The sequence below is a fragment of the Arthrobacter sp. ZGTC412 genome (assembly GCF_002929215.1).
GTDB lineage: Bacteria > Actinomycetota > Actinomycetes > Actinomycetales > Micrococcaceae > Arthrobacter.
This window is the reverse complement of the sequence record NZ_PJII01000009.1, coordinates 124,534-148,616: the sequence shown is the minus strand read 5'-3', so window position 1 is coordinate 148,616 and position 24,083 is coordinate 124,534. Positions and strand designations below refer to the sequence as shown.

Genomic DNA, 24,083 nt, shown 5'->3' with positions numbered 1-24,083 from the left:
GTTACAGGCAGCCGCTAGCGGCGGTTGCGGCCGTCGTCATCGAGTTCGATGTTTTCCTTGCGGACTTCCTCGGTGACAATGTGCTCATCCGTCACCGTTTCCTTGTCCAGGCGGACGCGCTCAACCGGGACGGTTTCGTTCTGCACCACGGGGCGTTCCTCGGGAGGATGACCTCGTGCTCTTCCACGCTGATGTCTGGCCCGGCCGTGGCCTTGCCGCGGTTCGCCTCGGTGATCGGTTCGCGTTCAATGCGTACCTCTTCGCGCTGGACCGGGACGGTGGTGGTGACGTTTTCGGTGACCACGAAATTTCGCAGCCGTGCCCGGCCGGCTTCTTCATTGCGGGTACCGACGTGGAGCTGCTCCTCCGAGCGGGACATCGCGTCATCGGTCGTGGGACCTGAGGTGTCGTGGCCCACGGCGCCCCGCGCGGACGTGTCCCGTGCGGTGGTCTCCCGGCCGGTGCCGGTGTAGGCATTACGGCCAGAGAGGCCGTAGTAGGTGTAGAGCTGGTCTTCCTCAGCGGCCTCCAGATGCCCGTCCGGGGCGACGCGGGGCGCATCCTTGACCCTGTCCTTGGTATACGGGACAACGATATCGTTGCCGTCCTGGATGGCGGCCTCGAGGGCACAAAGGGTTCGGAGGTACCGAAGAGCCCGCTTTTGACCGTGACACCAACCTTGCCACTGGACCCACCCCATCGGCCGTAGGTACTATACCTACAGTCTACTAAGGAGCCTGGTATGCAAACCCGACCCGATGGCGTCAACCCGATCACCAATCAAGGCCTGGCCCGATATCGGGAGCCTTGGTCGCCGGCGTACTGGTTGTCCAGGGATACACCGCCTTCGTGGAGGACGGAAGAGTCTCGGCCGGCACTATGCTGCTGCTCGCTGCGGTGGCGCTATACATGGTGGTGTTCACGGTGAGGAATGCGACCGCGTTGCGCCAACGCGCGTATGGAACCTACTTCACCCATGCTGTTGCTACCTGATTATCAACGGCAGTTTTTGGGTGCACGCGTGGATCCTGATGCTTAGTGGGCGCGATGAGATGCTGCAGCAGGGGTGGTCCGGTCCTCTGATGTCGATGAGCGTACTGTGGGGCGCCGGGCTCCTAGTGCACACGATCGGCGCCATGCTCAGCAGGGGCTATGAGCATGTCGAGGTCTGAACCGGCGCCAGCCGGACCTGACCTCGAGCTGACCGACTACGAGCGCAGAGTCCTCGCCGCATGGACCGAGACCCACAAAAAGAGCACCCTGATGCTCTTCATCCTGCTGGCCCTGTCCGAGGAACCGCGGTGGTCCGGACAGATCCGCGAGTTCATCACCGAACTAAGCGAAGCCTATTTGGCGGTGGATGAGCAGAGCATGCACCGAGCCCTGCGGCGGGTGGAAGGCTTGAACCTCATCACTCACAGCCAGGAATCAGTGTCGGGCACCGGTGCCAAGCGCAAGATATACGAACTCACCGCTTCCGGCGAGCGGGTCCTGGCAGGCTACCTTCACGGGCCCATGGCGTACATGAGCACCAAACTCTTCCGAGATGCAACCGCTGCCGCCCGCCGCGTCCAGCCGAGTTGAGCAAAGCCGCACTTGTCTGATCGCCGCAAGGAAGGCTGAGTGGTAACCGCACCGGACAATGGTCGCCTGCGACGTTTGGGTCTTGGAACCCTAGGGTTCCAAGACAGCCGGCACCTGATATGCCGACCGGGGCTCCGGACGATTAGTGCGCAGACTCCAGGAAAACGACCCTCGGTGACGCGGCCGCCGCCCCCAGGTTCGCAAACGGATGGGCTGGCGCGCCATTTACCGCTGCGACAAAGACGCCATTTACCGCTGCGATTCACAGCGTTAGGAACCGGCTTGCGGCGCAACTTCAACTGTTCCGAGGGGATGAGCCGCCGTCAGGAACGGGTAACGGGATGTCTTCCTGCCGGCCGGCCGGAGTTGTCCGCTGGATTGTAGCTCCGAGAGCACTGATAAGGCAAAGGGCTCCGGCGGTGATGAAGGCAAAGACCAAGCTGGTTGTTTCAATGAGTGCGCCGATGACCGTTGATCCGAGGGCCTGGCCTAGAACGAGGCTGACGAAGAGGATTGAGGTTCCTGCAGCGCTGTTCGCCGCTGTGAGTGAGGCCCAGATGATGAGCACTGAGGTTGCCGCTGTGTACGCGAGGCCGAAGAGTGCTGCTACAGCGAGGCTGAGCGCGGGACTGGTCGGTACCAGGGCGAATCCTACTGTTGCGGCCGAAGTCGCACCTACGGTTACGTACCAAGTGGTCCTGACGCAGTGCTGGGCGAGCCAGGGTGCCAAGAGGAGCGCAGCGGCACTACCGACACCCAAGGCCATCCACACCGTCGCGGATGTTTCGACTGTCATCCCGCCGTCGTCCTCAAGGAGTGAGCGTCCATATACCCAGAGAGCGGCGCTTCCGATGCCTAAGACGAAAGCTGCGGCTATTGGCCAACTTAGGCCTCGAACACTAGATCCTCCAGTACCGGCTGACCCTTCGTCGTGATGCGCAGTTTTACTATGCCCTTTGGTGTGAGAGGTGTCTGAGCGAAGGACGCCGACCATGGCGGTGAAAGTGATGACGGCGATGAGGATCCAAGCTGCGCGCCACGATGTGCCCAGCACTAGTGCCAGGCCGCCGGCGGTGACGACCCCGAAACCGCTACCCGAATTCACGATCGACTGAAGTTTGTTTTGCCTGGCCGTTGCCGCGTTGCGTTGGACGAGTTCCACCAGCGCAGGTGAGGCGAACCCTGCCCCCATTCCTGCCAGTAGGACAGCGAGAGTGAAGAAGATCGTGTCCTGAGCGGCCGCGATGCCCAAACTGCCAAGGGCTGCGGTCGAGCCGGCGAGGATGGTGATGAAACGGGGGTGATGGGGTGCGTACCGGAACCCGAGAGCCGCTGAGACGCAGTACGTGACCGACGCGCCGGACGAGAGGAGACCGGCGATGGTCGGGGTCAGCGCGAAGGACGCAGAGAAGGAGGGAAGGAAGAGCCCGTACCCGAATCGGGCCAGGCCATAGGTGGTGGCAATCAGCGCAACGGCAGTTATCGCGAACATCGGAGTGGCTGTTGACCGCCTGGTCTGTAACGGACGTTTCATTGAAACGAACGTTATAGGGTGGAAGGATGGTCGCACAACCCAGCGCGCGGGAACGGTTGCTCGACGCTGCTGAACATCTTGCTTTCACCCAAGGCGTCGCAGCGACACCCGTCGACGTGATCCTCAAACAGGCCAACGTCGCGCCCGCCACTCTGTACTCCCATTTCGGGAACAAGGAGGGGCTCATCGTCGAGGCACTGCGACGTCGACTGGCGCGCTGGGACCAAGACTGGCAACGAGAAGTCAGTACTGCCGCAACAGCTAAGGAGAAGCTACTCGCTGTTTTCCCTGCCCTGACCCGGTATCGGTCCGGGCCTGCAACGGCCCGATGGTGCGCCTTCCTCAGCGTGGCGGCAGAGTCACCCCACCCGAGTCAGCTACTCGATGAGGCTCTGCGCAGTGACACGGAACTACTCACCACGCGCCTTCACGAGCTCGCCATTCCCGTTGTCGGTACAGGCGAGGCACAAGCTCTGGCTGAACGACTGGCTCTGATCCTGACCGGCGTGCTGGGGATGATGCTCAGGGCAGCGAATCCGGACAAGGTGATCGCTGACGGGTACGCCACCGCCAAGACCGTCGTTGAAGCAACCACGGTCTCCACCGCCCCGTAAGCCCTACAGACTCCGTTATCGCGAACCCTCCCCTCAAATAACACCAGGGATACGAGACGGAGGGATGAAGCGAAATCCTCCCTCCGCTCCGCGGCACTCAGCGACCACAAAACGCCGCCATAAAGCGTCGAAGGCAGCAGCTGGACTAAGCCATTTCCCCTTCCAAGGGAGCCCTCCCTCCCACTTCCTTAGAACTGGGACACCCCGGTGTTCCGTGCGGGCGACTTCGGAAATGACACCGGTTCCTCGGAATGACGCGTAATCTTGCTGTCTCGTAAGTTGTTCCAAAATTCGCTTCCTGATCCCCCGTTACAAGGGCGACTTCTGGGACGGGACCGGCAGCGGAAGAACTTAGTCTCCGGGAGGTTGATGTGCACCAAACCAGTAACGAAGACATCACGAAAGCTTTCAACAAAAATGCCCGCCTCTATGACCGGTGGATGACCTTCTTCGAGCGCTATGTCGCTCAAGGAGCCCGGGGCTGGGCCGTGTCGAAGGCCTACGGGACGGTAATCGAGATAGGAGTGGGTTCAGGTTTGAACCTCCCGCTGTACGGCCCGGGGGTGGAGCACGTAACCGGGTTTGACCTCTCCGAGAAGATGCTCGCCATCGCGCGCAGGCGCGTAGCGGAGAAGCGGATCGACCGCGTCCAGCTGCATCACGGTGACGCGCAGGCCTTGGACCTACCGTCCGAAAGCGCAGACACCTTCATTTCCACTTTCACGTTCTGCACCATCCCCGCCCCTCTTGCCGCCAGCCGTGAGGCCTACCGTGTACTTCGCCCGGGCGGAGTATTCGTGCTGACCGAACACGGGCGCTCCACCTACCCCTTGGCCCGCGCCCTCATGCGGGCCATCGAACCACTCATCATCCGAGTCAGCGCCGAACATATCACCCGTGATCCCGTGCCGTACCTGATGGGCGCAGGCTTCACCATTACCGAGGTTCGGCGCGGCGGACCAGGCGGCATCGTCTTTCGGATACTTGCCCGCAAGGACGACCCCTCAGGAGGCCACTGAGGGGTCGTCGGTACTGGCGCTATCGCACTCGGACTGGCGGCACGATCCTGTGAGGTACTGCCTGGCCTCAAGATCACCACAATTTATCCTGCATATGGATAAAGGCGCTTCTCTTGACTTCTACCACTCCTTAGTGTGGTTGCACACGCTCGTTCAGGGGGACCAGATGAAGAACTTAGATCCAAGTGCAAAGAAGACAGCGCACGAGGACCTGCAGGAACTTGCCCTCCCGGAAACACCTGAAGTGCGGCAGCGCTCATTTGAAGAGTGGGTGGGCGATCCCCTCTCAGCACTGCGGAAGCCCCAGCAATTCCGTCGCACCGACTGGCCCTGATCATCGCGCTCCAAGCTGCTTGCTACCGCCGGGACACATCGAGGGCGGGTCGTCGGCATACCCAGCGATATGCCCATGGTGGTCCTACAATCCCTAGGGCTTATGCGCGCTTTCGGGATGCACCGCATCGGAGAACCGCAACTCCCCGCTGGTTTGGCCGGCCACCGCGCCCGTTCCTTTCTGGCGGATAAAATCCAGATCTTCACGGGAAAGCTGCATCTGGCCGTGCCCGTCGACGTCGATGTGCCCCGCGGAATACTGCACAATCAGGGCAGCGACAGTGCGGGGCACCGTCACACATCCCGGATTGTCCAGAAGCCACTGACGCGTCTGTGAATCGAGCCGGTCCCACTCGTCTTTGAGTGTCATCTCGTACCTTCACCCTTTCCCGTTTCCCCAAAGTTCCCGCCGCCTGAGGCTTGGGATTCCGCTAAGAGTACGTCACAGCTCCATGGAAGAACAGTGTCCCTTCACCAAACCCGAAACAACACAAATCTCTGCCGCTGTAACCATGAGCCAAAGCAGAGCGTCAGGAATCGTAACTTGTGGAGAAGCCGCTGTGCGGCTTTGTCTGGTGAGGCCTTGGAAAGCGTGTTGGAGGGGGCGGGACGTTCACTCCAAGGGAATCTATTGTCCGGGCTGGAGATCGAGTAGGGCGGGCATAGGTAAGGCCTGGATACCGATCCTAAGCATGCTTAGGATGAATATGGCCGCATCGAACGGCTGCCAACCAGTGGAGGAAGCACCATGGGACTAGGCGACAAGATCGAGAATGCTGCTGAGAAGGCCAGTGGCAAGGGCAAGGAAGCCGCTGGCACCGCCACCGGTGATGAGAGCCTGCGGACCGAGGGTAAGACCGATCAGGCCAAAGGTGATTTGAAGCAGGCCGGCGAGAAGGTCAAGGACGCCTTCAAAAAGGACTGACCTGAAAGCAAGCGAAGCGCGCACTCAGCGAATGAACTGCTCCCCGGAAGTTGGACTGAGAAATTCAGCTCCGACTCCCGGGGAGCAGTTATGCGTCCATCTAGTTCGTTATCCGAGGACCAGCGCGAGGCCGCTGTAGCGTGGTTTGAGAAGGGCATCGCAGACAAGGCGACGGCCAGCCTGCTGGGGGTTGCCCGCTCGCCGGTGGATCGTCTTTATCGGCGGTGGAGGACCCATGGCCGGGGAGCGTTAATGACTAAGCCGATGAAACAGTCGTACTCGTTCGACTTCAAGCTCGCATTGGTCGAACGCTTCACCGCAGGCGAGACTGCGCAAGATCTCGCCTCAGAAGCCGGCTTATCATCGCCCAAACTTCTCGAAACGTGGGCTCGGGCACACCGCCGAGAAGGGCCGGATGCCGGAAAGACGGTGAAGGTTCAAGCCCTCATCGCCCTCAAGGCTGACTTTCCCCTCCCGGTACTGCTCCAGATCACGGGTCTTGCCAAGTCAACCTTCTTCTACCACCAGGCCCGTCTCCACGCTCCCGACCCCCGGAGGAACTCAAGGCCAAAGTCATAGAAATTTTCGAGAAGAACCACGGCCGGTACGGGCACAGGCGTGTTCATACCGAACTGGTCAAGCAAGGGTGGACGATCGCCAAAAAGACGGTGCTGAAGCTGATGCGTTCCTTGCGGCTCGTCTGCAAAGTCCGGCGGAAGAAGCGTTACAGCTCGTACAAGGGTGATCAGGGAAAGGTTGCCCCGAACGTCCTGAATCGGGAGTTTGAGGCCGATGGCCCCAACCGGAAGTGGGTGACGGATGTGACGGAATTCAGCGTCGGCGACCAGAAGCTTTACCTCTCACCGATCATGGACCTCTTCGATCGGCAGATCATCGCCTACTCGGTTGGCTTGTCACCGAACCTGGAGCTAACAAACAATTCACCCCGGGAAGCGCTGAACATCCTCAAACCCGGGCAAAACGTGTTTGTGCACTCGGACCAGGGCTTCCAGTACCAACAAGATGCGAGGCGTCTCGTCGGCCGTCCGGATTTGTATCTCTGAAAGATGCAAATGCTGCGGGTCCGCGATTCTCATAACTATGTCTTGAAACCTCATGGCTTGTTGGCGTGCACACCGCTAGTTATGAGGCACCTTGCATATCGTGACGAAATCCCGTGTGCCCTTACCGATAGAGCTTCCAGATTCCTCCGGGGCGGGGAACATTCCGGGCGAAGGGAGCCCTACCGCCTCAGATAGGCGGGTGGTCAGGGACTGGGGGCAGGGCCAGGACCTCCTGTGCCCGTTCAAGCGCCGGCAGGCAAAGCCTGGCCAAGCGTTTACGTCCCGCTGCCCGGTACAGGTCATAAGCCCATTCCAATTCAGCTGCCGCGTCCCGGTAGAGGGCTTCATCAAAGAAACGCACACCGATCTCTTAACGGACCAGAGCCTCCCGCGCGGGTGACGAAGCATGGCGCAGGGCCTCTTCCTGCAGCAACGCCATCTCATGCCACCGGTGCGAAAGCCGGCAGGCATGGGCCAGCACCAGCAAGGGACGGAAGCGGTCCGCCGCACCAGCCAGCAGCACCCGGCCTTCGGCAACAGCCTGCCCGTCACAACCCAGCAGGGCCAACGCCCAAACCCGCTCTATGCTCGGCTACTCCCCCAGCCTGGCGCTCATTGCCTGCCGGTCCACGACCACATCCCGAAGCGTCACCGGATCCGGGCGCCAGATCTCTGCGAGAGGAACCGCCAACCTGCCGCCGTCTACGAAGACACCGGTCGTGATCAACTGCCAACTCAGCGCCATCATCACCCAAAGATTCCACACCCCAACTCTCCCTTGGCCTTCGAGTGGAGCGTAGCCTGCGGTCTACTCCTTCGCCGCCGCAGCGATCCTCGGCTCGGGCACCGCAGCAGCGCCGCCGAGACGCGAACTAACCAGGGTCCCTGGTTTCCAGCACCGCCAACACCTGCCGTGCTGCGTCCAAATGATGCACCACCACCCCACGGCATTACTCGCCGTGAAGACACGGCGCTTGCGGCGGTGTAATCCCGGGACAAGTGCAAACCTTGGATCGTGGGGTTGATCCTCACGCTGAACTTTCAGAACGGATTCTGATATGGACGAAGGCGAAATGAAGATGCTGGCTTTCTTCGTCGGGGTGGCAGCGCTGGCCGTGGTGTTATTCGTTTCGGGCGTCATCTCGCAGCGCCGCCGGCGGGCCTCCAGGGGCTCTGCGTCCGCCCGGAACGGCGGAGGCCACGGTGACTCAGGTGTGGCCGTAGGGGGTGCGTCTGCGTCTTCTGACGAACGTGGCGGCACTGATGGGGATGGCGGTGGTGCTGACGGCGGCGGCGGCGGCGGTGGCGGTGGCGACTGAGTATTGGTTCGTGTCCATCCGTGGGCTGGCAAAGCGGTACCAGATCGGGAGGGACACAGTCCGGCAGGCATTGTCGGATCCTCTTCCGCCGCCGCGGAAGACACCAGTGAGGTCATCCCCCCGGCTGGATGCTTTCAAGCATTCGATCGATGCGATGTTGATCGAGGACACGACCGCGCCGCGGAAGCAGCGTCATACTGCGCGCAGGATCCTGACTCGGCTTATTGAGGAGCACGGGGCGGAGGAGCTGTCGTGTTCGACGGTGCGGGACTACGTGCGGGTCCGTCGGGCGCAGATCGACGTGGAGGCCGGCCGCCGGGTAGAGGTCCTCGTTTCCCAAGAGCACGCGCCAGGCGCGGAAGCTGAAGTGGATTTCGGTGAGGTGTGGGTGGTCCTGAACGGTTTGAGGACGAAGTGTCAAATGTTCGTCTTCCGGTTGTCCCACTCTGGCAAGGCCATTCACCGGATTTACCCGACCCAGGCCCAGGAAGCGTTCTTGGAAGGCCACGTCGAGGCGTTCAAGGAGATCGGTGGCGTGCCGGTCAGGCACATCCGCTACGACAATCTCACCAGCGCGGTAACCGCGGTCGTGTTTGGGCAGGGCCGGCAGCGGCAAGAAAATGATCGGTGGGTTTTATTCCGCTCGCACTATGGCTTTGATGCCTTTTATTTCCAGCCAGGCATTTCGGGGGCTCATGAGAAAGGCGGAGTCGAGGGAGAAGTGGGCTGGTTCCGACGCAACCGGCTCTCACCAATGCCTGCAGCAGAGTCGCTGGATGAGCTGAACGACCGCATCCGGGAATGGGAAACTCAGGACGAGGGCCGGCGGATCACCGACCGGATCCGCACCATCGGCCAGGACTTCGCCGCGGAGCAGCCTTTTCTGGCGCCGCTGCCGGCAGAGGACTTTGATCCGGGTCTGGTGCTGAACCTCAGAGTTGATAGGTCTTCGATGGTCACTGTGCGGATGGCTAAGTATTCCGTCCCGGCACGGTTTATCGGCAGGACGCTCCGGGTTTCATTACGGGCATCCCGGGTCGTGGTCTTCGATGGCCGGAGCGTAGTAGCAAGACATCAGCGGATCGTTTCCAAATGTGGGCAGTCTGTCCAGCTGGATCACTATTTGGAGGTCCTCAAGACCAAGCCCGGCGCGCTGCCCGGGTCCACCGCCCTGGCCCGGGCTCGGGCGTCCGGGGCCTTCACCAGCGCCCATGAGGCGTTTTGGGCTGCCTCCCGCCGGGTCAACGGCGACGCGGACGGGACCCGTGAACTTATCGATGTCCTGCTGCTCCACCGCTCCTTGGACGCCGGAGACATCCAGGCAGGGATCATTGCGGCGCTGGAAGTGGGCGCGGTCAGTGCCGATGTCGTAGCGGTCTTGGCCCGCAGACAGACAACGCTGCCTTCCGGGGGTGGGCCCGGTTCGGGCCGTCATCCCGGTGCTCATGCTGAGGCGAAAGTGCAACGGGTTGTTAGTCTTACCCAGCGCCGACTCATGGATCCCGCCGCGGTCATCGCCGGGCTCCCGCCGGACAGCCGGCCTCTGCCATCGGTCCTTGCCTATGACGAGCTGCTGGCCAAACGTGCCGACCACCCCGCAGGAATAGCGTCGAAGGAGAATATCTCATGAGCCCCGTAACAGCAGCCACCATCACCCCAACCCTGCGCCGGCGGCGTGGCCTGACCGAACAGGCAGCAGTCGCGGCCGTGGACCAGGCTTGCCGCCGGCTCCGCCTGCCCACGATCCGGGCCGTGCTCGATGAAGCGCTCACCGTCGCGGGGAAGGAACAACTGAGCTATCAGGGGTTCCTGGCTGAGCTGTTGCTGGCCGAGTGCGATGACCGGGACCGGAGATCCTCGATCCGCCGAGTCAAAGCCGCGAATTTTCCTAGGGACAAGTGGCTCGGGGACTTCGATTTCGACGCGAACCCCAACATCAACGCCGCCACCATCCACACCCTCGCGACCGGGGACTGGATCCGCAAAGGCGCACCCCTCTGCCTCATCGGAGACTCGGGAACCGGAAAGTCCCACCTGCTCATCGGTCTCGGCACCGCCGCGGCCGAGAAAGGCTACCGGGTCAAATACACCCTCGCGACGAGGCTCGTGAACGAACTCGTGGAAGCCGCGGATGAGAAAGTCCTGGCCAAAACCATCGCCCGCTACGGCCGCGTGGACCTGCTCTGCATCGACGAGCTCGGGTATATGGAACTGGACCGCCGCGGCGCAGAACTGCTCTTCCAGGTCCTCACCGAACGGGAAGAAAAGAACTCTATTGCGATCGCTTCCAACGAATCGTTTTCCGGCTGGACCAAGACCTTCACGGACCCACGCCTGTGCGCTGCGATCGTCGACCGGCTGACCTTCAAAGCGCCATTATCGAAACCGGCACGGACTCCTACCACCTCGCCCGCCAAACCGGAGGCTAGTGGGTCGCTTGCTGGTTCCGTTCCGCCGCTATTGCAGGAATACTGTGAGCACCATCAGAAAATCGTCGTACGAAGTTAGTCCGCTGAAGGTTGGCCTGAACCGGCGTCCGTCTCACCGTGCATTTCCTCCGAGGGTTGGTTCAGTCCGGATTGGCAACTGACAGCCGGCACTGCGGCTTTAGGGGAAGGGGCCAGGTACTAGTGATCGACTTGTTGATGGGATCTGACCCAGAGAACGGACTAATTCATCTGCATATTTGGGGCGAAACGTCCATTGTTCCTTGGGTTACAGGCGTCTCCTACCGGGCCGGAAGCGCAGGCATGCAATTGACTGCTGACACGGATCTCTTAGGATCCGGCGTACTGCCAATTGAGACCGTCAGCTTCATCACAGGGAGAGACCCCGAACTCTATGCCCCGACCGATGCTTCCAAAACGCCCGACGGGACGATTGAGTTTCTCCGCCTTTCAGCTCGAACAGATCAGAACGTCGCCCATCTGGAAATGACACTGCCGACTGCTCTTAGAAAGCCAGATTGGTCGGGTACGAGCATCTATTCTTCGCCAGCACGTCTCTTCGTACACACCTGGTACATGGGTCGGGCGGTCGAAGACCCGGCAACTCTGCGGGTAAGTTTCTCGGCCCGGTAGTGATTCAGTGACCTCTGACGGTGAAATTGGTCCCTAGCCCCGCCGTCAATTGGCTGTTAATTCGGGACCACCCGAGCGTTCGCTGGCATGGGCAGGTGTCGTAAGTGGTCCTGGATCAGGCCGTCCGAGTGGTCCTGAATCGCGTTGACATAGTCAGGAAACCGTCAATGGACGGACAAACACCATCTTTTGCGAATGCAAGCTCTGGAAAAGCTCAATTCCGAAGACTGTGATTCACGCTTTTCGTACCGTTGTGGAGGAGGGTGGCGCACATGTTGGTTGCGTCATCGCATCAAGTGGTTTTCAGCGCCGGGCGCTTGCAGCGGCTGATTTGACCAATCTCCGGCTTGTGACGTGGCCTGAGTTTCAGGCTGAGTTCGAGGGCACCTGGATTGAAAACCATCTTCGTCCAGAGGTGATGAAGCGTCTTGACGCGCTCATGGAGTTGGTAGAGCCGCTCCTTCCGCGGGCGTTTAACGAACTGAGCGAACCGGCGAAGGCTAAGTTCTTGGAGTTGCGCGAGAGATACTGGGAGCTGGGAGCCATTGCGATGATGTTTACGCCGTACTTCAAAATGATTCATCCTGACCTCTCTGACCTTCCTCTACGAGATCGGGTGAGCTCCGATGCCACCGGGATGCCGGATGCTCTACTCGATGCCACGGCTTATGGAGACTTCTTGGATATCCTCATACCGTTCGGAAAGCAGGCGGCTGCGGAGCTCAGAGCAGCTCTGCATCCTCAAACAACACGGTTTTCAGATTCCGAATAGACCCCGGAATGGAGAGGATGATGCGGCTGGCCGTTCCCGTGAGCGATCCCCGATCGGGCGCTTAAAGCGTCCGGTGGACCACCGGCTTACGGAACGATTCTGACCCGTACGAGGCAGGCAATTTGCAGCAACCGCCAGGTGCCTGGTGGCACCTCCCGGCACTCCGCATGCCTGTACTTGGCTAAAAGTCCAGACAACGCAGTTACCGGCAGTAGAAGGATGCGCTGCCGAAACGCGGCGCTGGCTTTGGGCATAAGGCCCTATATTCTGCTAACTCAAGCTGGCGCCAGACGTTACCTGCGCACCGCTCCGGCTCTTTATCCAAGGAGGAACATTCATGGACGATGCGGCACCATTTGTAGTCAGTGTTATCGCACTCTTGGTCTCTATCTACAGCGTATGGAGCAAGAATCGGGAAAGCCAACGACAGACGTCACTAAGACTCAATACCGTCATTGATGAGCTGAACAAAGTTGCTTATGAGCTGAACAAGGATCACGATTCTTACGTTGAGAGTCAGCGGCCAGTTCCTGCTGCCCTATACACAGTTGCAAATGGCCGGCGGGAAATATTGTGTGCTGAGGCAGTGCAGCTCTCAAAACTTGTCAAGGGAGGCTTGACCATAAGTCAGCTACGCACAGTGGCCGCAGGGCTCTCTAGTGCTGGTCATCTTCGAGAATCTGAATCACTTCTCCGAGAGGGTCTGAAAAGGGCGGAGTCGGGACTGGAAAGAGTTTTTGCACTCCGGGGACACGCCCTGGTGCTAATGAGGATGGGTCGTGTCGATGAAGGAAGGCAGTCGTTCGAGGATGCTTTGGCCGTCAGGTTGGATGAGTCGGATGAGCGCCACTGGGATAGGGCTGAGACCTTGATTCGGTGGGCCAGTCAAGAGCGCAATTGTGGGGATGAGACCTTGGTTTTTGGACTTCTCGAGCGTGCGGATTCGGAGAAGCAGATGGTGATTAGTAGAAGTAGCGCTGAAAGACTTGAGCAACTGATCTCACATGAGCTGCGTGCACTTGAAAGCGTTACTGACTAGCGATTGCGCACGTACTCCGAAAACAAGGGAATGCATCAATTAAGGGAGGGTGATAATCATAAACGGCCGGTTCTAGAGTGCAGTCCTACAGCAGATGGGGAAGCGAACCCATCCAGCTGTGGATTGACCGTTATGCGGTGGCATCTGTAATCGTTCCGCACCGCCTGCCAGCGCCCGCAAAGGGATCCCTCTACGGAAACCGTCCGCTATGCTCCGGACTATGCCTCCCTCTTGGACCATTCTGATCTCGCTTCACGCAATCGCCGCCAGCTACTCATTGATTTTCGGAGCCGTGAACCTGCTGCGCCGGCCCAAGGGCGGCAGCATCCATCGGATCGTGGGCCGAATTTGGGCTGTTTCTATGTATGTCGTGGTGTTTACCTCGTTCGGGATCAGAACCATCGACGGAGGGTTCAATTGGCTTCACGCGCTCTCAGTGCTGACGTTCTGCACATTAACAGCGGGACTGTGGGCAATCTGGAGGAGAAACGTCAAGGCGCATCGCAGCTTCATGACCGGCAGCTACTTTGGCTTGGTCGGCGCCTTCCTGGGCGTTCTGGCAGTGCCCTCGCGCCGCATTCCCCAGCTCGCCATCCACGAACTCCCGCTTCTGGGGGTGCTGATCCTGGTCTTGCTGGGCACAGCAGCACTCACCGTCGTTGGCGTAGCCCAGCTTGGCAAGACCCAGACGGTCCCCATCTCCTAGTCCTGCCATATATTCCCACGCACCCAGGGAGCTGTGACAGGGGCCTTGGCACTTCCAAGTTCCGGTAAGCCGATCCTTCACCGGACGTAGGGGGAACGAGTCGGCGGAGCCGGTCCACTAAAGCGACCGCAAACCTAACTCATCAATGCAGCCCTTAGGCTGATGTCATGAATAACACCATGAGAGCAACGCTCATTTGGTCGCTGGGGGCAGTTATTTTCTCTCTTGTCGGCGTATATATTGCATTGAACTCCAATGGGGTTTGGTACAGCATCGTCTCGGCGGTCCTAGTTTTGCTAGCCGGCGTTACCTTCGCTGCCAGGGCCATTCTTTCGCTTCGTGCCTCAGATCCCAATATCTAGCTGAGCAACCAGCGGCACATGCGTGGTGACGTTCTCGGCTCATCTGGAAGCGGGCTTAACGGCACGCATGTCGCGCTACTGCTAGCCGCAGCTGACAGCTAGAGGCGTCGCGCATGAGGATCCCCTTCCGTGCTGCAACATGCGCCAAAAGCGCTGTGAAAACGCCGCCATTTACCGCCGAAAGTCATAGCGCTGCATCATCGTCTGCTTCTCGATTCGATGCTCTCTTGAAATCCTTCGTTTTCAAGAACATAGGCTCGCCGTACACCCAGACTTGGGGAGCCGAGTTGGAGTGCCAAGTAGATTGGGCGATGAGCGGGAAACACCATCAGGATAGGAAAAGGGTTGAGCGTGGCAGGGAAGAAAAACCGGAATGAGATCTGGTCTTACTCCATTTTCGGTGCGGTAGTGCTGGCCGGAACTGTCGCACTCATGCTGTTCGGCGTGAACTCGTCGGTGTCAGCGGACATCGGGCCGCTTCTTGCAGGGCTGGCTCTCAGCACCTATGTATTCCGCTTCGGCCTGCCTTGGAGGTGGCTGAACTTCCTGTTCCTTGCATCGTTTCTTGTCGTCGGCATGCTGCTGGGGCAACCCGGACTCATGTGGATGGGCGGATATCTTGCAGGGGCCCAGTTCGGTGTTGCCTGGAGGCTCGTGGCTAAAAAGTCCGAGATGAAAGCCACGTGGACTGTAAACGGGCGGGGAATCGATACCCTGACTGAGGCTCGCAAGGCTGCCAAGCAGGTACTGGATATTTTGGACGGTGAACTCCACCACCGCTTGGTAGTGGAACATGGTCCCGCCCGTTTCGAAGTCGCCGGAAGCCTGCCATCGAAGCTGGTGTGCCACCGCAACCATGATGCGGACAATGATTTCTCATGGGCGGTCCTGCAAAGCCACGGGCAAGCAGAGGACAGACCGGTAGAGGTCCCGATCGGACGCATCGAAAGCTTCATTCCCTCCCGCTATGTCAGCGACATTGGGACCGTTGATGAGGCGCTGAAAGAGTTCTTGAAGAATCCGACCGCAGCGTCACTCGGTCCGGAGTGGGACACGGCAGAGATCGCATTCGACCTGCGCCTCAGCGCATAACACCTGAAATGGAGTCGGAGATGACGACGGACGTAAATTCGCTGGCCCTCGATATGCTGACGTTTTCCGGGCTGCTTCGAATCATCCGTCAGCCGCAGTTGGCCGAAAACTATGAGGCCCGGGCGAAGTATCTTCTATCCAATCCTGCAGCCAAAGCCGTTGAGGAAACCCGTGCATGGGTTCGCCTGACACTCCGGGGAGGTGCTGGTGGACTCGGCGACAGGTACGTGCAGAAGACGGACGGGGCGGTGGACGAGGTGCTCCACCAGCAGTATCAGGAGCTACTGCAGAAAATGACCGACTTCACACTTGGCGCTGATGAGTCATTGTCGCTGCTCGAGCAGATGGGGAACACTATGTTCGCCCATGGATACACCTACCTTCGCCTGATCGAGGTCCCAACTGGCAAGTGGCCCTTCCGGCGCGGACACACCATGTACGAGGTGATGACCGCGCCTGGCGTGACCCGCCTGGTGGATTCGACTCTTCTGGGTGGTGCCGTCGGCTACGACCCGCGCGGCACACGACGGGACATGCAGGAGTGCCAGATGACGGCACGCCGCCTTTTCGATGAGGGCCGGACCGATGACTGGGTTCACTTCTCAAGCTCTCAGGTGATTCCCGGCGAGACGCTGCGGCGGGCCACTGCGTGAATCATAGGCTGATCGACAGCGCAGAGTAGCGAAACCGGTCCAGTTGGCTGGTGCCGGGATAGCTCCGAGGACCAGGTCTGGTCCGGTTGACGGGTCATTGACTGGCGGCGGATAGCGGACTGTAGACTCGGCCTGTAGTGATGGGGACTGACAATGGGCAAGATCAAACCGGCCGGGTTCTGGCTGAAACTGACTGCACTGTCAGCTTTTCTCCTCGTTGTGGCCTTCTTCCAAGGTGTTTTCGCCGGCGGGCTTGATGTCGCGGAGGCGTGCGAATTGGGTGCTGGTCAGCCGTACGACCACGAGTACCGCAGCCAAAACGCGCATGAGCAGCTCCAGCTGTTCCCGCTGACCACAAAGTGCAACGCCGAGTACGACATGGTGCCGCCGTGGACGAACCCGGCATTGGCGATCTTGGCCATCCTCACGGTGTTCTTCTTCGGGGCGATGCTCGCTGCCCTATTCATCCGCATTCGGGGCAGGGTCCAAGGACCAACCTCAAAACCAACGAGCTGTTGGACAAAGGTTCATAAGAGAGGTCACACCATGATGATTCCGATGAACGTCGGCGAGCTGGGACATATGCTTCAGCAGGTCGGCATAGACCCAGAGGCCTACTGGATCGGGGAATTTAGAGAAGAATACGCATGCATCATGCAGGCCGATGACGGAATGTGGGAAACCTTTGTCGGTCAAAGAGGCAACAAAGACGATCTCCGACGGTGGGACAACGAAGGCGACGCCTGCGTGTTCTTCATCGGCATGCTCTGGCCAGAAATCTCCAGCGAACTCCGCATGCGAGCACGCCAATAGACCCTAAGCCCCCGAGGGATAACTGGAGTCCTTTTCCGCGGACCCGACCCCGACCAAGTCGACCCCTCAACGTGGGATCTCGAAATCCCGGAAGCCTGACCCCGCCACATCCCCGGGACCCTGGAGACGGCTGAGGTGAGTCGCCAGTGGGTCAGCTCCAGCTTTTCCGCGTTGTGTTTGTTTTCAGACTGCACGACGTAGCAGAACGTGTGGTTGGGCTTCCAAAGCCCTCTCTCCTCGCTTCCTGGTCGCCAGGTATGCGTCTCTAAAAACAACAGCTTTTCGAGACACTCCTCCCGTCCCCGGAAATCAGGGTGACGGCTGCACCTGCGGCCCCTTGCCTGTCGCAGGAACTCGTCTCAACGACAACTGTCTTGAGTCCGCGCATTTCCGGGACTTATCAGGCACTTACCCGGATAGGTCGGGCCGTCAGCCTTCATATTCAGTTTTTGAGTGGAAGTCCAGCGCCCTTACAAAACGGAAGACCTGAATAGGCTAATAGTCACACTACTGGCCTAACGCGCTTGGATCTCGCGTCCTAACACCGTCAATCCCCGAATCCGGTTCCAGGCGCAGGGGAAGGAGGCTTCTGCCTCGTCCCAAGCGGTCCTGGGACCAAGGCCTTTACTGGTAAGGGTGCTTTGAAGTAGTAGCCCGGACGCTGCCGGCCCGGGTCGAAACTCGGGAGAGCAACTTCGGCTATCGGTACCAGCCCACCGAACGGTCGAAGCTGGCTACCAAGGCTCCCGTCCCTGGTGAGTCGCCCCCGCCGGCCGGGAAGTACATGGCTGCGAACTCGGCGCCCTGGGCTTCGATTCGTGCCTGTGCCCAGATCTTGGCGTCCTCAAGGTCCTTCGCAGGGATGCTTTCCCGTGTCGTGCTACCCGCGCTGTGATGGATATCCAGCTGGTACTCCCCCGGCTGGGAAGCCCCCGCATGGTTGACCGGGTCGCGTTCATCCCGCCTGCTGATCATCACCTGCGCCGAGGCATGGAGAACCGAGGGGTCCTTGGCGTTGCCGCCATGCTCCTGCTGTTCCATCCGAAGGCGCGAGACCACGCTCTCCACGGTGTCGTCATCACTGACCGCGTAGGCAGCGGCGTTGATATCGGATTCTGAACTTCCGACACTTTTCAAGTACTTCATAAACTGATCGGAGCTGGACTGTTTGGAGTTCATGCACCCTACCTGAGGGTAATCGCGGCGATTGCCGACCCAGCCCACACTAGACCTACCTAACTGCTTTACACCGGTATCACTAGGGATATTTTTCTGACTCGTACCGGAACAAAACCACCGACAGGGAGCAGGATCTTTGCCGTCGTCGGGAGCGATTCGACCGTCTCCTCCAAATTGGACCGACAATGGAAAACCCGGCAACGGTGGACTACATCGTCCCGAGCGTGCTCTGATCCTGATGCCCGGATTAGGTTATGACCGCTAAGACGCGCATGCTGGGCAATGAGGCACCGAATACTCGGGATACTTAATTCCTGGATTCGTGAACTCAAGCGCCGATCAGCTCGTTCGATCGACCCTCTGTCACCCGTTAAGCAGCTAGCGGCCCCTGATGGACCCTTGCTGCAGTACCACGTCGGAGCCGTCGGCCGTGACATGATGCACCCATGACCACCACTCCCCAGGCACTACGTGAATGGGCGCGAGGCTCCCTCCCCTGCGAAGCCGCCACAGAACTTCTCCTCCGTGCCTTCAACGGACGCTTCACCCAGCCGGGCTGGCCATGGATGCACAGCGATGAGCAAGGCCGGAGCTGGATTGATTTCGAAGCCATTCCCGAGCACATGGGTGGGCTCTCCGGCGGTGAGCGCCAGTTCATGATGATCGCGGCATCCCTGGGAGGCGAGGAGCAGGTTGCCCTCTCAGACGTTATACCTGGTCTCGACCGGGCGTTGCTGGATCTTGTGTTGGCGGCACTTGCCCACGCTGCGGGCTCCCACCAGGACTCTGCCATCCTCGAAAAGCCTGAAGGCGTCCTGGGATTTGAGCGGGTCGACACCTTACATCCTTGGCCGAAAGAACCCCCTGCCCTGCGTGTGGTCGACGGCGGCAAGAACTAGGCGCTTCCAGGCACTGCAACTCAGGTGTCACTTAGAACATCTTGGGTATAAGGCTGAGGCCGAAACGTTCGGCTTGTTCGGCTAGGGCAAACCGCCACCGAACGTCAGTGAAATCCAGCCGAAGATGTGGGTATCAGGTGGCTACGGCAATCACCGACCCGTCGGCCCGACCTCCTAGGGCTCCAACCTGACCCATGTCGGGAATTCATCCGTTGCTCCTGCGTATCAGGAAGCCGCGACCAATGGCTGGGACTCCCTATCCCGGACAAGTACCCGCACGCCGGCGGGCCGGGGCACCATGCCGCCTACATCGCGAACTCACGGTTTCGAAGTCGAACTCATCGCCACGGAATGAGAACTTCCGGGACCGGAGGATGCACGAGCCATGAGGGATCTGCTGACTCCGTTCCTTGGAACTGGGACTTCCTGGTGGCGGCCCCCAGCAGGGGCGCATCCAAACCGCACCAATGAAGAGAACGTCTGAGAATTGCATATGAGGAACCTTACTTAGAAGCGCGAGACGCGAGAGAGAAACGCTTAACCGGTGAGTCCTCTGATAGCTCCGCACTATGCATGCTCCGACGTACCCTCCGGTGGCGCCTTGTACGCCGTTAATGCTGTCCTCACTGCGAGCCCGTTTGTGACCCAGCCGCTGTCCGGGATGCGTGCAGATGATCAGTCAGGGTCTTGGTGGAGGGTAGCCGGGTCGGCGTTTGGCTGCGAAGCCGCGGCCCAGCGCGGCGCATGGCTTCCTGGCCGAACAGGCTCCCGCGGAGGCTGCTTCGCTGGGCTTCGGCCAGGCCTGTCTGTGCGTGTACTCGCGTGACAAAATAAGCGTTACGCACCACCGTATCTGCACCTGAGCTTGCGCCGAGGATCAGAAATGAAGAGAGAGCTGAAGGACGCCGCGAACGCGGTCGAGGATGCATCCAACTCGAGGGCTCTCGTGATTGCCGCCAGGGCAGGTTTTGCTGTTAGCGGCCTGTTGCACCTGCTGATCGGGTTCGTCGCCATCCAGTTGGCATTAGGCACGGCGGGAAAGGCGGGACCGGCAGATCAAGCCGGTGCAGTCGCCCAACTCGCCTCCCAGCCGCAGGGTCTGCTGCTGCTGTGGGCCGGATTCGCCGCCTGCGTTGCTCTGGCTCTCTGGCAAGCCAGCAACGCCGTCTTTGATTACGGTCACCTGGAGGCGCGGAAGAAAGTGGGAAAGAAGCTTTCCGCAGCTGGCAAAGCGGTGGTGTTCGCAATCATAGCCCTGACGTTCGCTGCCTCCGCCAGCGGAAACAGCAAGACCGGTGGACAGTCCACCAGCGATTTCACGGTCTCCATCATCAAGGCGCCCGGGGGTGCGTTCCTGCTGATCGCCATCGGGGCCGCGATTGCCATCGCCGGCCTTGTCTTCGTGGTCTTCGGAGTCAAAGGATCCTTCAAAAAGGATCTGCAGTTGCCACCCTCCGGCACCGCCCGGTCCGTCGTGACGGGGCTTGGAGTGGTCGGCTATGTAGCCGAAGGCATCGCCCTGTTTCTGGTGGGATTGCTGTTCATCATTTCCACCGTTAATGCCAGCCCTCGGGAGTCCACCGGCCTGGATGGCGGGCTGAAGGCGCTGCGCGAGCAACCGTACGGGGTCTACATGCTAACCGCCGTCGGCGCCGGTCTGATCTGTTACGGGCTCTACCTGATGGTGAAGGCCAAATTCGCGCGGATGTAAGCTTCCCGCCCGGCCAACTAGAGTTTCGAGACAGTTGGCCCCAGCGGTGCGAAGAAGAAATCACAGAATGCCGCCGTTTACCGGCAAACTGCACACGACCTGTCGCTGCGGTACTGCATGATACTTTCAGCATTCCGATCAGAATGAGACTTGGGGGGAATCATGAGATCGATAGCTAAACGGTGGTTATTCATAGTCGGTGCTACAGCAATAGTTGCATTGGGCGGCGCGGCAGCTAATGCCACACTCCAAGATCCGGTGTCATCAACGTCGGGCGCGACAGTCGGTGACGACGCTGGCCATCCGAGTGCCCAGACGAGCCTCCGTTCACAGACAGGGTCGACAAACACGTAACCATTCCCTGAGCGTGGCAGCAAGCGAAAGCGGCGTACGCTGAACCTCTCCCCCACCACCACTGACCGGGACTTGGCAAAGACCTGGTTCGAGGACACGCCTTCCACGGGAGTCGAAGGACTCGTGGTCAAGGGCGGAGCCCAGACTGACGAACCAGGCATCAGGTCGTGGCTGAAGGTGAAGCGATTGCGTTGTCCGGATTGTGCCCATTGTGGTCAGGTGGAGCCCCTCCGCGCAGCTCAAAGCTGTCCACTATTGCTTAAGCCCGTTCTTTCTCGGTGCCTTCCTATATCCTGAATATCCGCGGCCGGGTGGTCGGTGGGTAAATTGCCGAGTAGCTTTTGAACGAATAACTGACCCAAGGCTGCAGGGCCTGCGTCCCTCCACTTCAGGCACGTTGTCTCATGAAATGCTGCTACTTGTGGATCTAGACAACACCTTGGTCGACAGAGCCTCCGCCTTTAATCTCTGGGCCCCCGATTTTGTTCGATCACTCGGGAGGGTCGATTCAGAGACTGCATGGCTTATTGCGGCCGACCGAGACGGTTATGAACCTAGGGAATCCCTGGCTCGCGCCATCGAGGAGCGCTTCGAAACCGGCCTGGCCGTCGAAGCCCTCGTAGAAAAACTCCTGTACGACCACGTTGACCTAATGACTTTGGATTCCGCCACGGCGCAGGCTCTCGAGAATGCCCGTGAATCCGGGTGGAGAATAGGTATTGTCACCAACGGGACTACGGCGCAGCAGGCGCTCAGAATCCGCACAGTGGGCCTTGAACCGTATGTGGAGGCTGTCACCATCTCTGAGGCGGAAGGCACAAAGAAGCCGGATGCCCAGCTATTGCAAATAGCAGCCGGCCGTCTCGGCTGCGGAGTGGCAGGGGGGTGGATGGTTGGGGATCATCCAACTGGGGGTCGGAAGGCAACTCTTGAACATGCCCCGCAGCAGAGTCTTAGATCCAAACTGGCTGGTGGCTGACCTCTCAGGTCAATACATCTAGCTATCGGCCCGCCGCCCCCGACCGTAAACTGGGTGAAAGCAAAGGAGCGGCGGCGATGGACGCTGAAGTTCGTCATTTAGAGCTTGAATCCCATGCGCTGGAATCCGGGGGGCTGGTAGCCGTGGCCTTGGGGCGGGACACCCGCAGTTGCCCGCTGGGAGCATCCGAAAGCGGGCGGCCAGCATGACCCGGGCATCGGGGATGCGGGCCCTTACGGCCGTGCTCGCGTTCCTCGCACTCCTCCTGGGTTTCGTCCCCGGCGCGCCTTCCGCCCAGGCTGTGTCCCTGAGGGGCCACGACATCTCGTGGCCGCAATGCTCGACGGCGGCTGGCGGCTTCGGTTTGCCCCTGCCGCCCGCGTCGTCCCAGTTCGTCATCATCGGCCTGACGAAGGGGCTGCCCTTCACCGAGAACCCGTGCCTGGCAAGCCAGGTAGGCTGGGCCAGGACCAACAACAAGCCCGCGCAGGCGTACGCCATGGCGGCTTTCCCCACGTCTGGACAGCTCGCCGCCTACCGGACGCAGGGCCCCTGGTCCTCCACCACCCGCGCAGGCCAGCTGTCCAACGTGGGGTACGCCGAAGGGCGGTTCGCCATAGCCAGCCTGGCCCGGGTGGGCTTTGCGCCGCGGGTGGTGTGGATCGACGTTGAGCCCCGGCCGGCCCAGCCCTGGCCCACGGCTACCGCAGCCCAGCAGCGCGAAAACCGGTACATCATCGAGGGCATCATGCGCGCCCTGCGGGATGCGAAATTCTCGTACGGCCTCTACTCGTTTGCGTCAGGGTGGGCCAGCATCACCGGCTCGTGGCGGCTGCCAGGCGTCCCGGTGTGGGCAACGGCCGGCAGGCTGGACTATCCCGGCGAGGCGCTGGACCGCTGCCGTCAGCCGAGTTTTTCGGGTGGACGTGTCTACATTTCCCAGTGGTACGACGACACCCGGGACTACGACCTCACCTGCGATCCCTATGCGTTCACGCCTTTGCCCATTCCGGCATCGAGCCTCTCCGGGTCGACCGCGGACTTCAACAGCGACTGGAACACTGACATCCTCGCCCGCCTGCCAGCCACCGGCGAGTTGCGGATGTACCCCGGGAACGGCCGCGGAGGCCGGCTCCCCGGCGTGTCCATCGGCAATGGCTGGAACATCTTCAACTCTCTCGAGACGCCGGGCGACTTCAGCGGGGACGGCGCGCTGGACGTCCTTGCCCGGGAAACTGCCACCGGCTACCTGTGGCTCTACCGCGGCAACGGCACCGGCGGCTTCCTGTCCCGGGTCCGCATCGGCAACGGCTGGAACATCTTCAGCGCCATCGTCGGCCCCGGCGATTTCAACGGCGACCAGCGGGTCGATGTCCTCGCGAGGGAAACCCGCAACGGGAATCTATGGCTGTACCGTGGCAACGGCAGCGGCGGCTTCCTGCCCCGGGTTCTCGTCGGCAGCGGCTGGAACATCTTCAGCGCCGTCGTCGGCCCAGGGGACATGAACAGCGACGGAGCAGCCGACGTCCTGGCGCGCGAGAGCGCGACGGGCGTCCTGTGGCTGTACCGCGGGAACGGCGCGGGCGGCTGGCTGCCCCGGACCAGGGTGGGCAGCGGATGGAATGTGATGACCGCCGTCGTAAGCCCTGGCGACTTCAACGGCGACCGCCGTCCCGACCTGCTGGCCCGCGACGGTGCCGGCGTGCTGTGGCTCTACCCCGGCAACGGCACCGGCGGCTTCCTCTCGCGGGTCCAGGTGGGTCCGGGCTGGAACGGGCTCTCACCGCTCTTCTGACAGCGCCCGGTTTAATGCGGCTTCACGGCCGCCTTCTGGGACGGCGCGAACGTTGCCTTCAACGCCGTAGTTCCTGCACATGCCCATCGGACAGTCTTAGATTCAAACCTGACAGTCGTCCCCTGACGAGCTTGCGCGGGCGGGTGCTCGGCAATTGTGCAACATCCTGTTGCACAATTGTCGAAAGACCGTCTGGACAATCAGTTCCGCTGCCCACAACCGGGGACGATCCTGATGGGTTATCCACCGCTACTGCT

General features: G+C 60.5%; 26 protein-coding genes and 2 pseudogenes. 22 read left to right on the top strand and 6 right to left on the bottom strand.

What is annotated here, in order from left to right; translation table 11 throughout:
* Nucleotides 1-14 precede the first annotated feature (14 nt).
* Nucleotides 15-379 (bottom strand): annotated as a pseudogene (locus CXQ88_RS22365) (DUF2382 domain-containing protein).
* Between the two features lie 428 nt (nucleotides 380-807).
* On the opposite strand from CXQ88_RS22365, the gene CXQ88_RS12525 reads away from it, so the two are divergent.
* Nucleotides 808-993: a hypothetical protein gene (locus tag CXQ88_RS12525; protein ID WP_104044479.1), complete on the top strand. Its 186-nt coding sequence runs from the start codon at nucleotides 808-810 to the stop codon at nucleotides 991-993.
* A gap of 165 nt (nucleotides 994-1,158) precedes the next feature.
* The gene (locus CXQ88_RS12520; RefSeq protein ID WP_181037506.1) at nucleotides 1,159-1,584 is read left to right on the top strand and encodes a PadR family transcriptional regulator; all 426 of its coding nucleotides are present in this window, start codon (nucleotides 1,159-1,161) and stop codon (nucleotides 1,582-1,584) included.
* Nucleotides 1,585-1,879: 295 nt separating this feature from the next.
* Here the strand turns inward: CXQ88_RS12520 and CXQ88_RS12515 are convergent, their stop codons facing one another.
* On the bottom strand, nucleotides 1,880-3,076 hold the full coding sequence (locus CXQ88_RS12515; RefSeq protein ID WP_181037505.1) for an MFS transporter: 1,197 nt from the start codon (nucleotides 3,074-3,076) through the stop codon (nucleotides 1,880-1,882).
* A 68-nt stretch (nucleotides 3,077-3,144) separates the two neighbouring features.
* Here CXQ88_RS12515 and CXQ88_RS12510 point away from each other — a divergent pair, with 68 nt between their 5' ends.
* The 3 genes from CXQ88_RS12510 to CXQ88_RS21825 all read left to right on the top strand — a co-directional run bounded on the left by CXQ88_RS12510 (nucleotide 3,145) and on the right by CXQ88_RS21825 (nucleotide 5,085).
* Nucleotides 3,145-3,732 carry a TetR/AcrR family transcriptional regulator gene (locus CXQ88_RS12510; protein WP_104044476.1) on the top strand — a complete coding sequence of 196 codons (588 nt, stop codon included), beginning with the start codon at nucleotides 3,145-3,147 and terminating at the stop codon, nucleotides 3,730-3,732.
* 371 nt (nucleotides 3,733-4,103) lie between these two features.
* Nucleotides 4,104-4,751, top strand: a complete 648-nt coding sequence (locus CXQ88_RS12505; protein ID WP_219816327.1) for a class I SAM-dependent methyltransferase — start codon at nucleotides 4,104-4,106, stop codon at nucleotides 4,749-4,751.
* 166 nt (nucleotides 4,752-4,917) lie between these two features.
* A complete protein-coding gene (locus CXQ88_RS21825) occupies nucleotides 4,918-5,085 on the top strand; it encodes a hypothetical protein (RefSeq protein WP_181037504.1) in 168 nt (55 codons plus the stop codon).
* A gap of 93 nt (nucleotides 5,086-5,178) precedes the next feature.
* Here the strand turns inward: CXQ88_RS21825 and CXQ88_RS12500 are convergent, their stop codons facing one another.
* On the bottom strand, nucleotides 5,179-5,454 hold the full coding sequence (locus CXQ88_RS12500) for a hypothetical protein (RefSeq protein WP_181037503.1): 276 nt from the start codon (nucleotides 5,452-5,454) through the stop codon (nucleotides 5,179-5,181).
* A 378-nt stretch (nucleotides 5,455-5,832) separates the two neighbouring features.
* Here CXQ88_RS12500 and CXQ88_RS12495 point away from each other — a divergent pair, with 378 nt between their 5' ends.
* The 3 genes from CXQ88_RS12495 to CXQ88_RS12485 all read left to right on the top strand — a co-directional run bounded on the left by CXQ88_RS12495 (nucleotide 5,833) and on the right by CXQ88_RS12485 (nucleotide 7,073).
* Nucleotides 5,833-6,009 carry a CsbD family protein gene (locus tag CXQ88_RS12495; protein ID WP_104044475.1) on the top strand — a complete coding sequence of 59 codons (177 nt, stop codon included), beginning with the start codon at nucleotides 5,833-5,835 and terminating at the stop codon, nucleotides 6,007-6,009.
* 252 nt (nucleotides 6,010-6,261) lie between these two features.
* Complete coding sequence (locus tag CXQ88_RS12490) at nucleotides 6,262-6,588, top strand: transposase (protein WP_146069207.1); 327 nt, start codon at nucleotides 6,262-6,264, stop codon at nucleotides 6,586-6,588.
* Nucleotides 6,585-7,073, top strand: coding sequence for an IS3 family transposase (locus CXQ88_RS12485; RefSeq protein WP_146069206.1), 489 nt, complete (start codon nucleotides 6,585-6,587; stop codon nucleotides 7,071-7,073). The genes CXQ88_RS12490 and CXQ88_RS12485 overlap by 4 nt, the downstream gene beginning before the upstream one ends.
* A 370-nt stretch (nucleotides 7,074-7,443) precedes the next feature.
* On the opposite strand, the gene CXQ88_RS12480 is transcribed toward CXQ88_RS12485, so the two are convergent.
* Together CXQ88_RS12480 and CXQ88_RS21820 are read right to left on the bottom strand one after the other, a co-directional pair.
* Entirely contained in the window at nucleotides 7,444-7,641 is a 198-nt protein-coding gene (locus CXQ88_RS12480) for a hypothetical protein (protein WP_104044472.1), read from the bottom strand.
* Nucleotides 7,642-7,665: 24 nt separating this feature from the next.
* Nucleotides 7,666-7,821 (bottom strand): hypothetical protein, encoded by a 156-nt coding sequence (locus tag CXQ88_RS21820; RefSeq protein WP_181037502.1) that lies wholly within the window; start codon nucleotides 7,819-7,821, stop codon nucleotides 7,666-7,668.
* Between the two features lie 310 nt (nucleotides 7,822-8,131).
* Here CXQ88_RS21820 and CXQ88_RS12475 point away from each other — a divergent pair, with 310 nt between their 5' ends.
* The 10 genes and pseudogenes from CXQ88_RS12475 to CXQ88_RS12435 all read left to right on the top strand — a co-directional run bounded on the left by CXQ88_RS12475 (nucleotide 8,132) and on the right by CXQ88_RS12435 (nucleotide 16,909).
* Nucleotides 8,132-8,392, top strand: coding sequence for a hypothetical protein (locus CXQ88_RS12475; protein WP_104044471.1), 261 nt, complete (start codon nucleotides 8,132-8,134; stop codon nucleotides 8,390-8,392).
* Nucleotides 8,343-10,022, top strand: a complete 1,680-nt coding sequence (gene istA / locus CXQ88_RS12470) for an IS21 family transposase (protein WP_104044491.1) — start codon at nucleotides 8,343-8,345, stop codon at nucleotides 10,020-10,022. The genes CXQ88_RS12475 and istA overlap by 50 nt, the downstream gene beginning before the upstream one ends.
* Nucleotides 10,019-10,821, top strand: a pseudogene (istB, locus tag CXQ88_RS12465) (IS21-like element helper ATPase IstB). The gene istA and the pseudogene istB overlap by 4 nt, the downstream one beginning before the upstream one ends.
* An 835-nt stretch (nucleotides 10,822-11,656) precedes the next feature.
* On the top strand, nucleotides 11,657-12,244 hold the full coding sequence (locus CXQ88_RS12460; RefSeq protein ID WP_104044470.1) for a restriction endonuclease: 588 nt from the start codon (nucleotides 11,657-11,659) through the stop codon (nucleotides 12,242-12,244).
* 337 nt (nucleotides 12,245-12,581) lie between these two features.
* Nucleotides 12,582-13,283: a hypothetical protein gene (locus CXQ88_RS21575; RefSeq protein WP_146069205.1), complete on the top strand. Its 702-nt coding sequence runs from the start codon at nucleotides 12,582-12,584 to the stop codon at nucleotides 13,281-13,283.
* Nucleotides 13,284-13,503: 220 nt separating this feature from the next.
* Nucleotides 13,504-13,989: a DUF2306 domain-containing protein gene (locus CXQ88_RS12450; protein ID WP_104044490.1), complete on the top strand. Its 486-nt coding sequence runs from the start codon at nucleotides 13,504-13,506 to the stop codon at nucleotides 13,987-13,989.
* A gap of 167 nt (nucleotides 13,990-14,156) precedes the next feature.
* Entirely contained in the window at nucleotides 14,157-14,351 is a 195-nt protein-coding gene (locus CXQ88_RS22125) for a hypothetical protein (protein WP_146069204.1), read from the top strand.
* Nucleotides 14,352-14,702: 351 nt separating this feature from the next.
* Nucleotides 14,703-15,443, top strand: coding sequence for a hypothetical protein (locus CXQ88_RS12445; protein WP_146069203.1), 741 nt, complete (start codon nucleotides 14,703-14,705; stop codon nucleotides 15,441-15,443).
* A gap of 20 nt (nucleotides 15,444-15,463) precedes the next feature.
* The gene (locus CXQ88_RS12440; protein ID WP_104044467.1) at nucleotides 15,464-16,096 is read left to right on the top strand and encodes a hypothetical protein; all 633 of its coding nucleotides are present in this window, start codon (nucleotides 15,464-15,466) and stop codon (nucleotides 16,094-16,096) included.
* A 153-nt stretch (nucleotides 16,097-16,249) separates the two neighbouring features.
* Nucleotides 16,250-16,909, top strand: a complete 660-nt coding sequence (locus CXQ88_RS12435; RefSeq protein WP_104044466.1) for a hypothetical protein — start codon at nucleotides 16,250-16,252, stop codon at nucleotides 16,907-16,909.
* A gap of 699 nt (nucleotides 16,910-17,608) precedes the next feature.
* On the opposite strand, the gene CXQ88_RS12430 is transcribed toward CXQ88_RS12435, so the two are convergent.
* On the bottom strand, nucleotides 17,609-18,088 hold the full coding sequence (locus CXQ88_RS12430; RefSeq protein ID WP_104044465.1) for a hypothetical protein: 480 nt from the start codon (nucleotides 18,086-18,088) through the stop codon (nucleotides 17,609-17,611).
* Nucleotides 18,089-18,534: 446 nt separating this feature from the next.
* On the opposite strand from CXQ88_RS12430, the gene CXQ88_RS12425 reads away from it, so the two are divergent.
* The 4 genes from CXQ88_RS12425 to CXQ88_RS12400 all read left to right on the top strand — a co-directional run bounded on the left by CXQ88_RS12425 (nucleotide 18,535) and on the right by CXQ88_RS12400 (nucleotide 23,826).
* Nucleotides 18,535-18,987, top strand: a complete 453-nt coding sequence (locus CXQ88_RS12425; protein ID WP_104044464.1) for a hypothetical protein — start codon at nucleotides 18,535-18,537, stop codon at nucleotides 18,985-18,987.
* A gap of 883 nt (nucleotides 18,988-19,870) precedes the next feature.
* On the top strand, nucleotides 19,871-20,698 hold the full coding sequence (locus CXQ88_RS12415; RefSeq protein WP_104044463.1) for a DUF1206 domain-containing protein: 828 nt from the start codon (nucleotides 19,871-19,873) through the stop codon (nucleotides 20,696-20,698).
* A 775-nt stretch (nucleotides 20,699-21,473) separates the two neighbouring features.
* The gene (locus CXQ88_RS12405) at nucleotides 21,474-22,031 is read left to right on the top strand and encodes an HAD family hydrolase (protein WP_219816325.1); all 558 of its coding nucleotides are present in this window, start codon (nucleotides 21,474-21,476) and stop codon (nucleotides 22,029-22,031) included.
* Nucleotides 22,032-22,236: 205 nt separating this feature from the next.
* Complete coding sequence (locus CXQ88_RS12400) at nucleotides 22,237-23,826, top strand: FG-GAP-like repeat-containing protein (protein ID WP_104044461.1); 1,590 nt, start codon at nucleotides 22,237-22,239, stop codon at nucleotides 23,824-23,826.
* The last annotated feature ends 257 nt before the right edge of the window (nucleotides 23,827-24,083 follow it).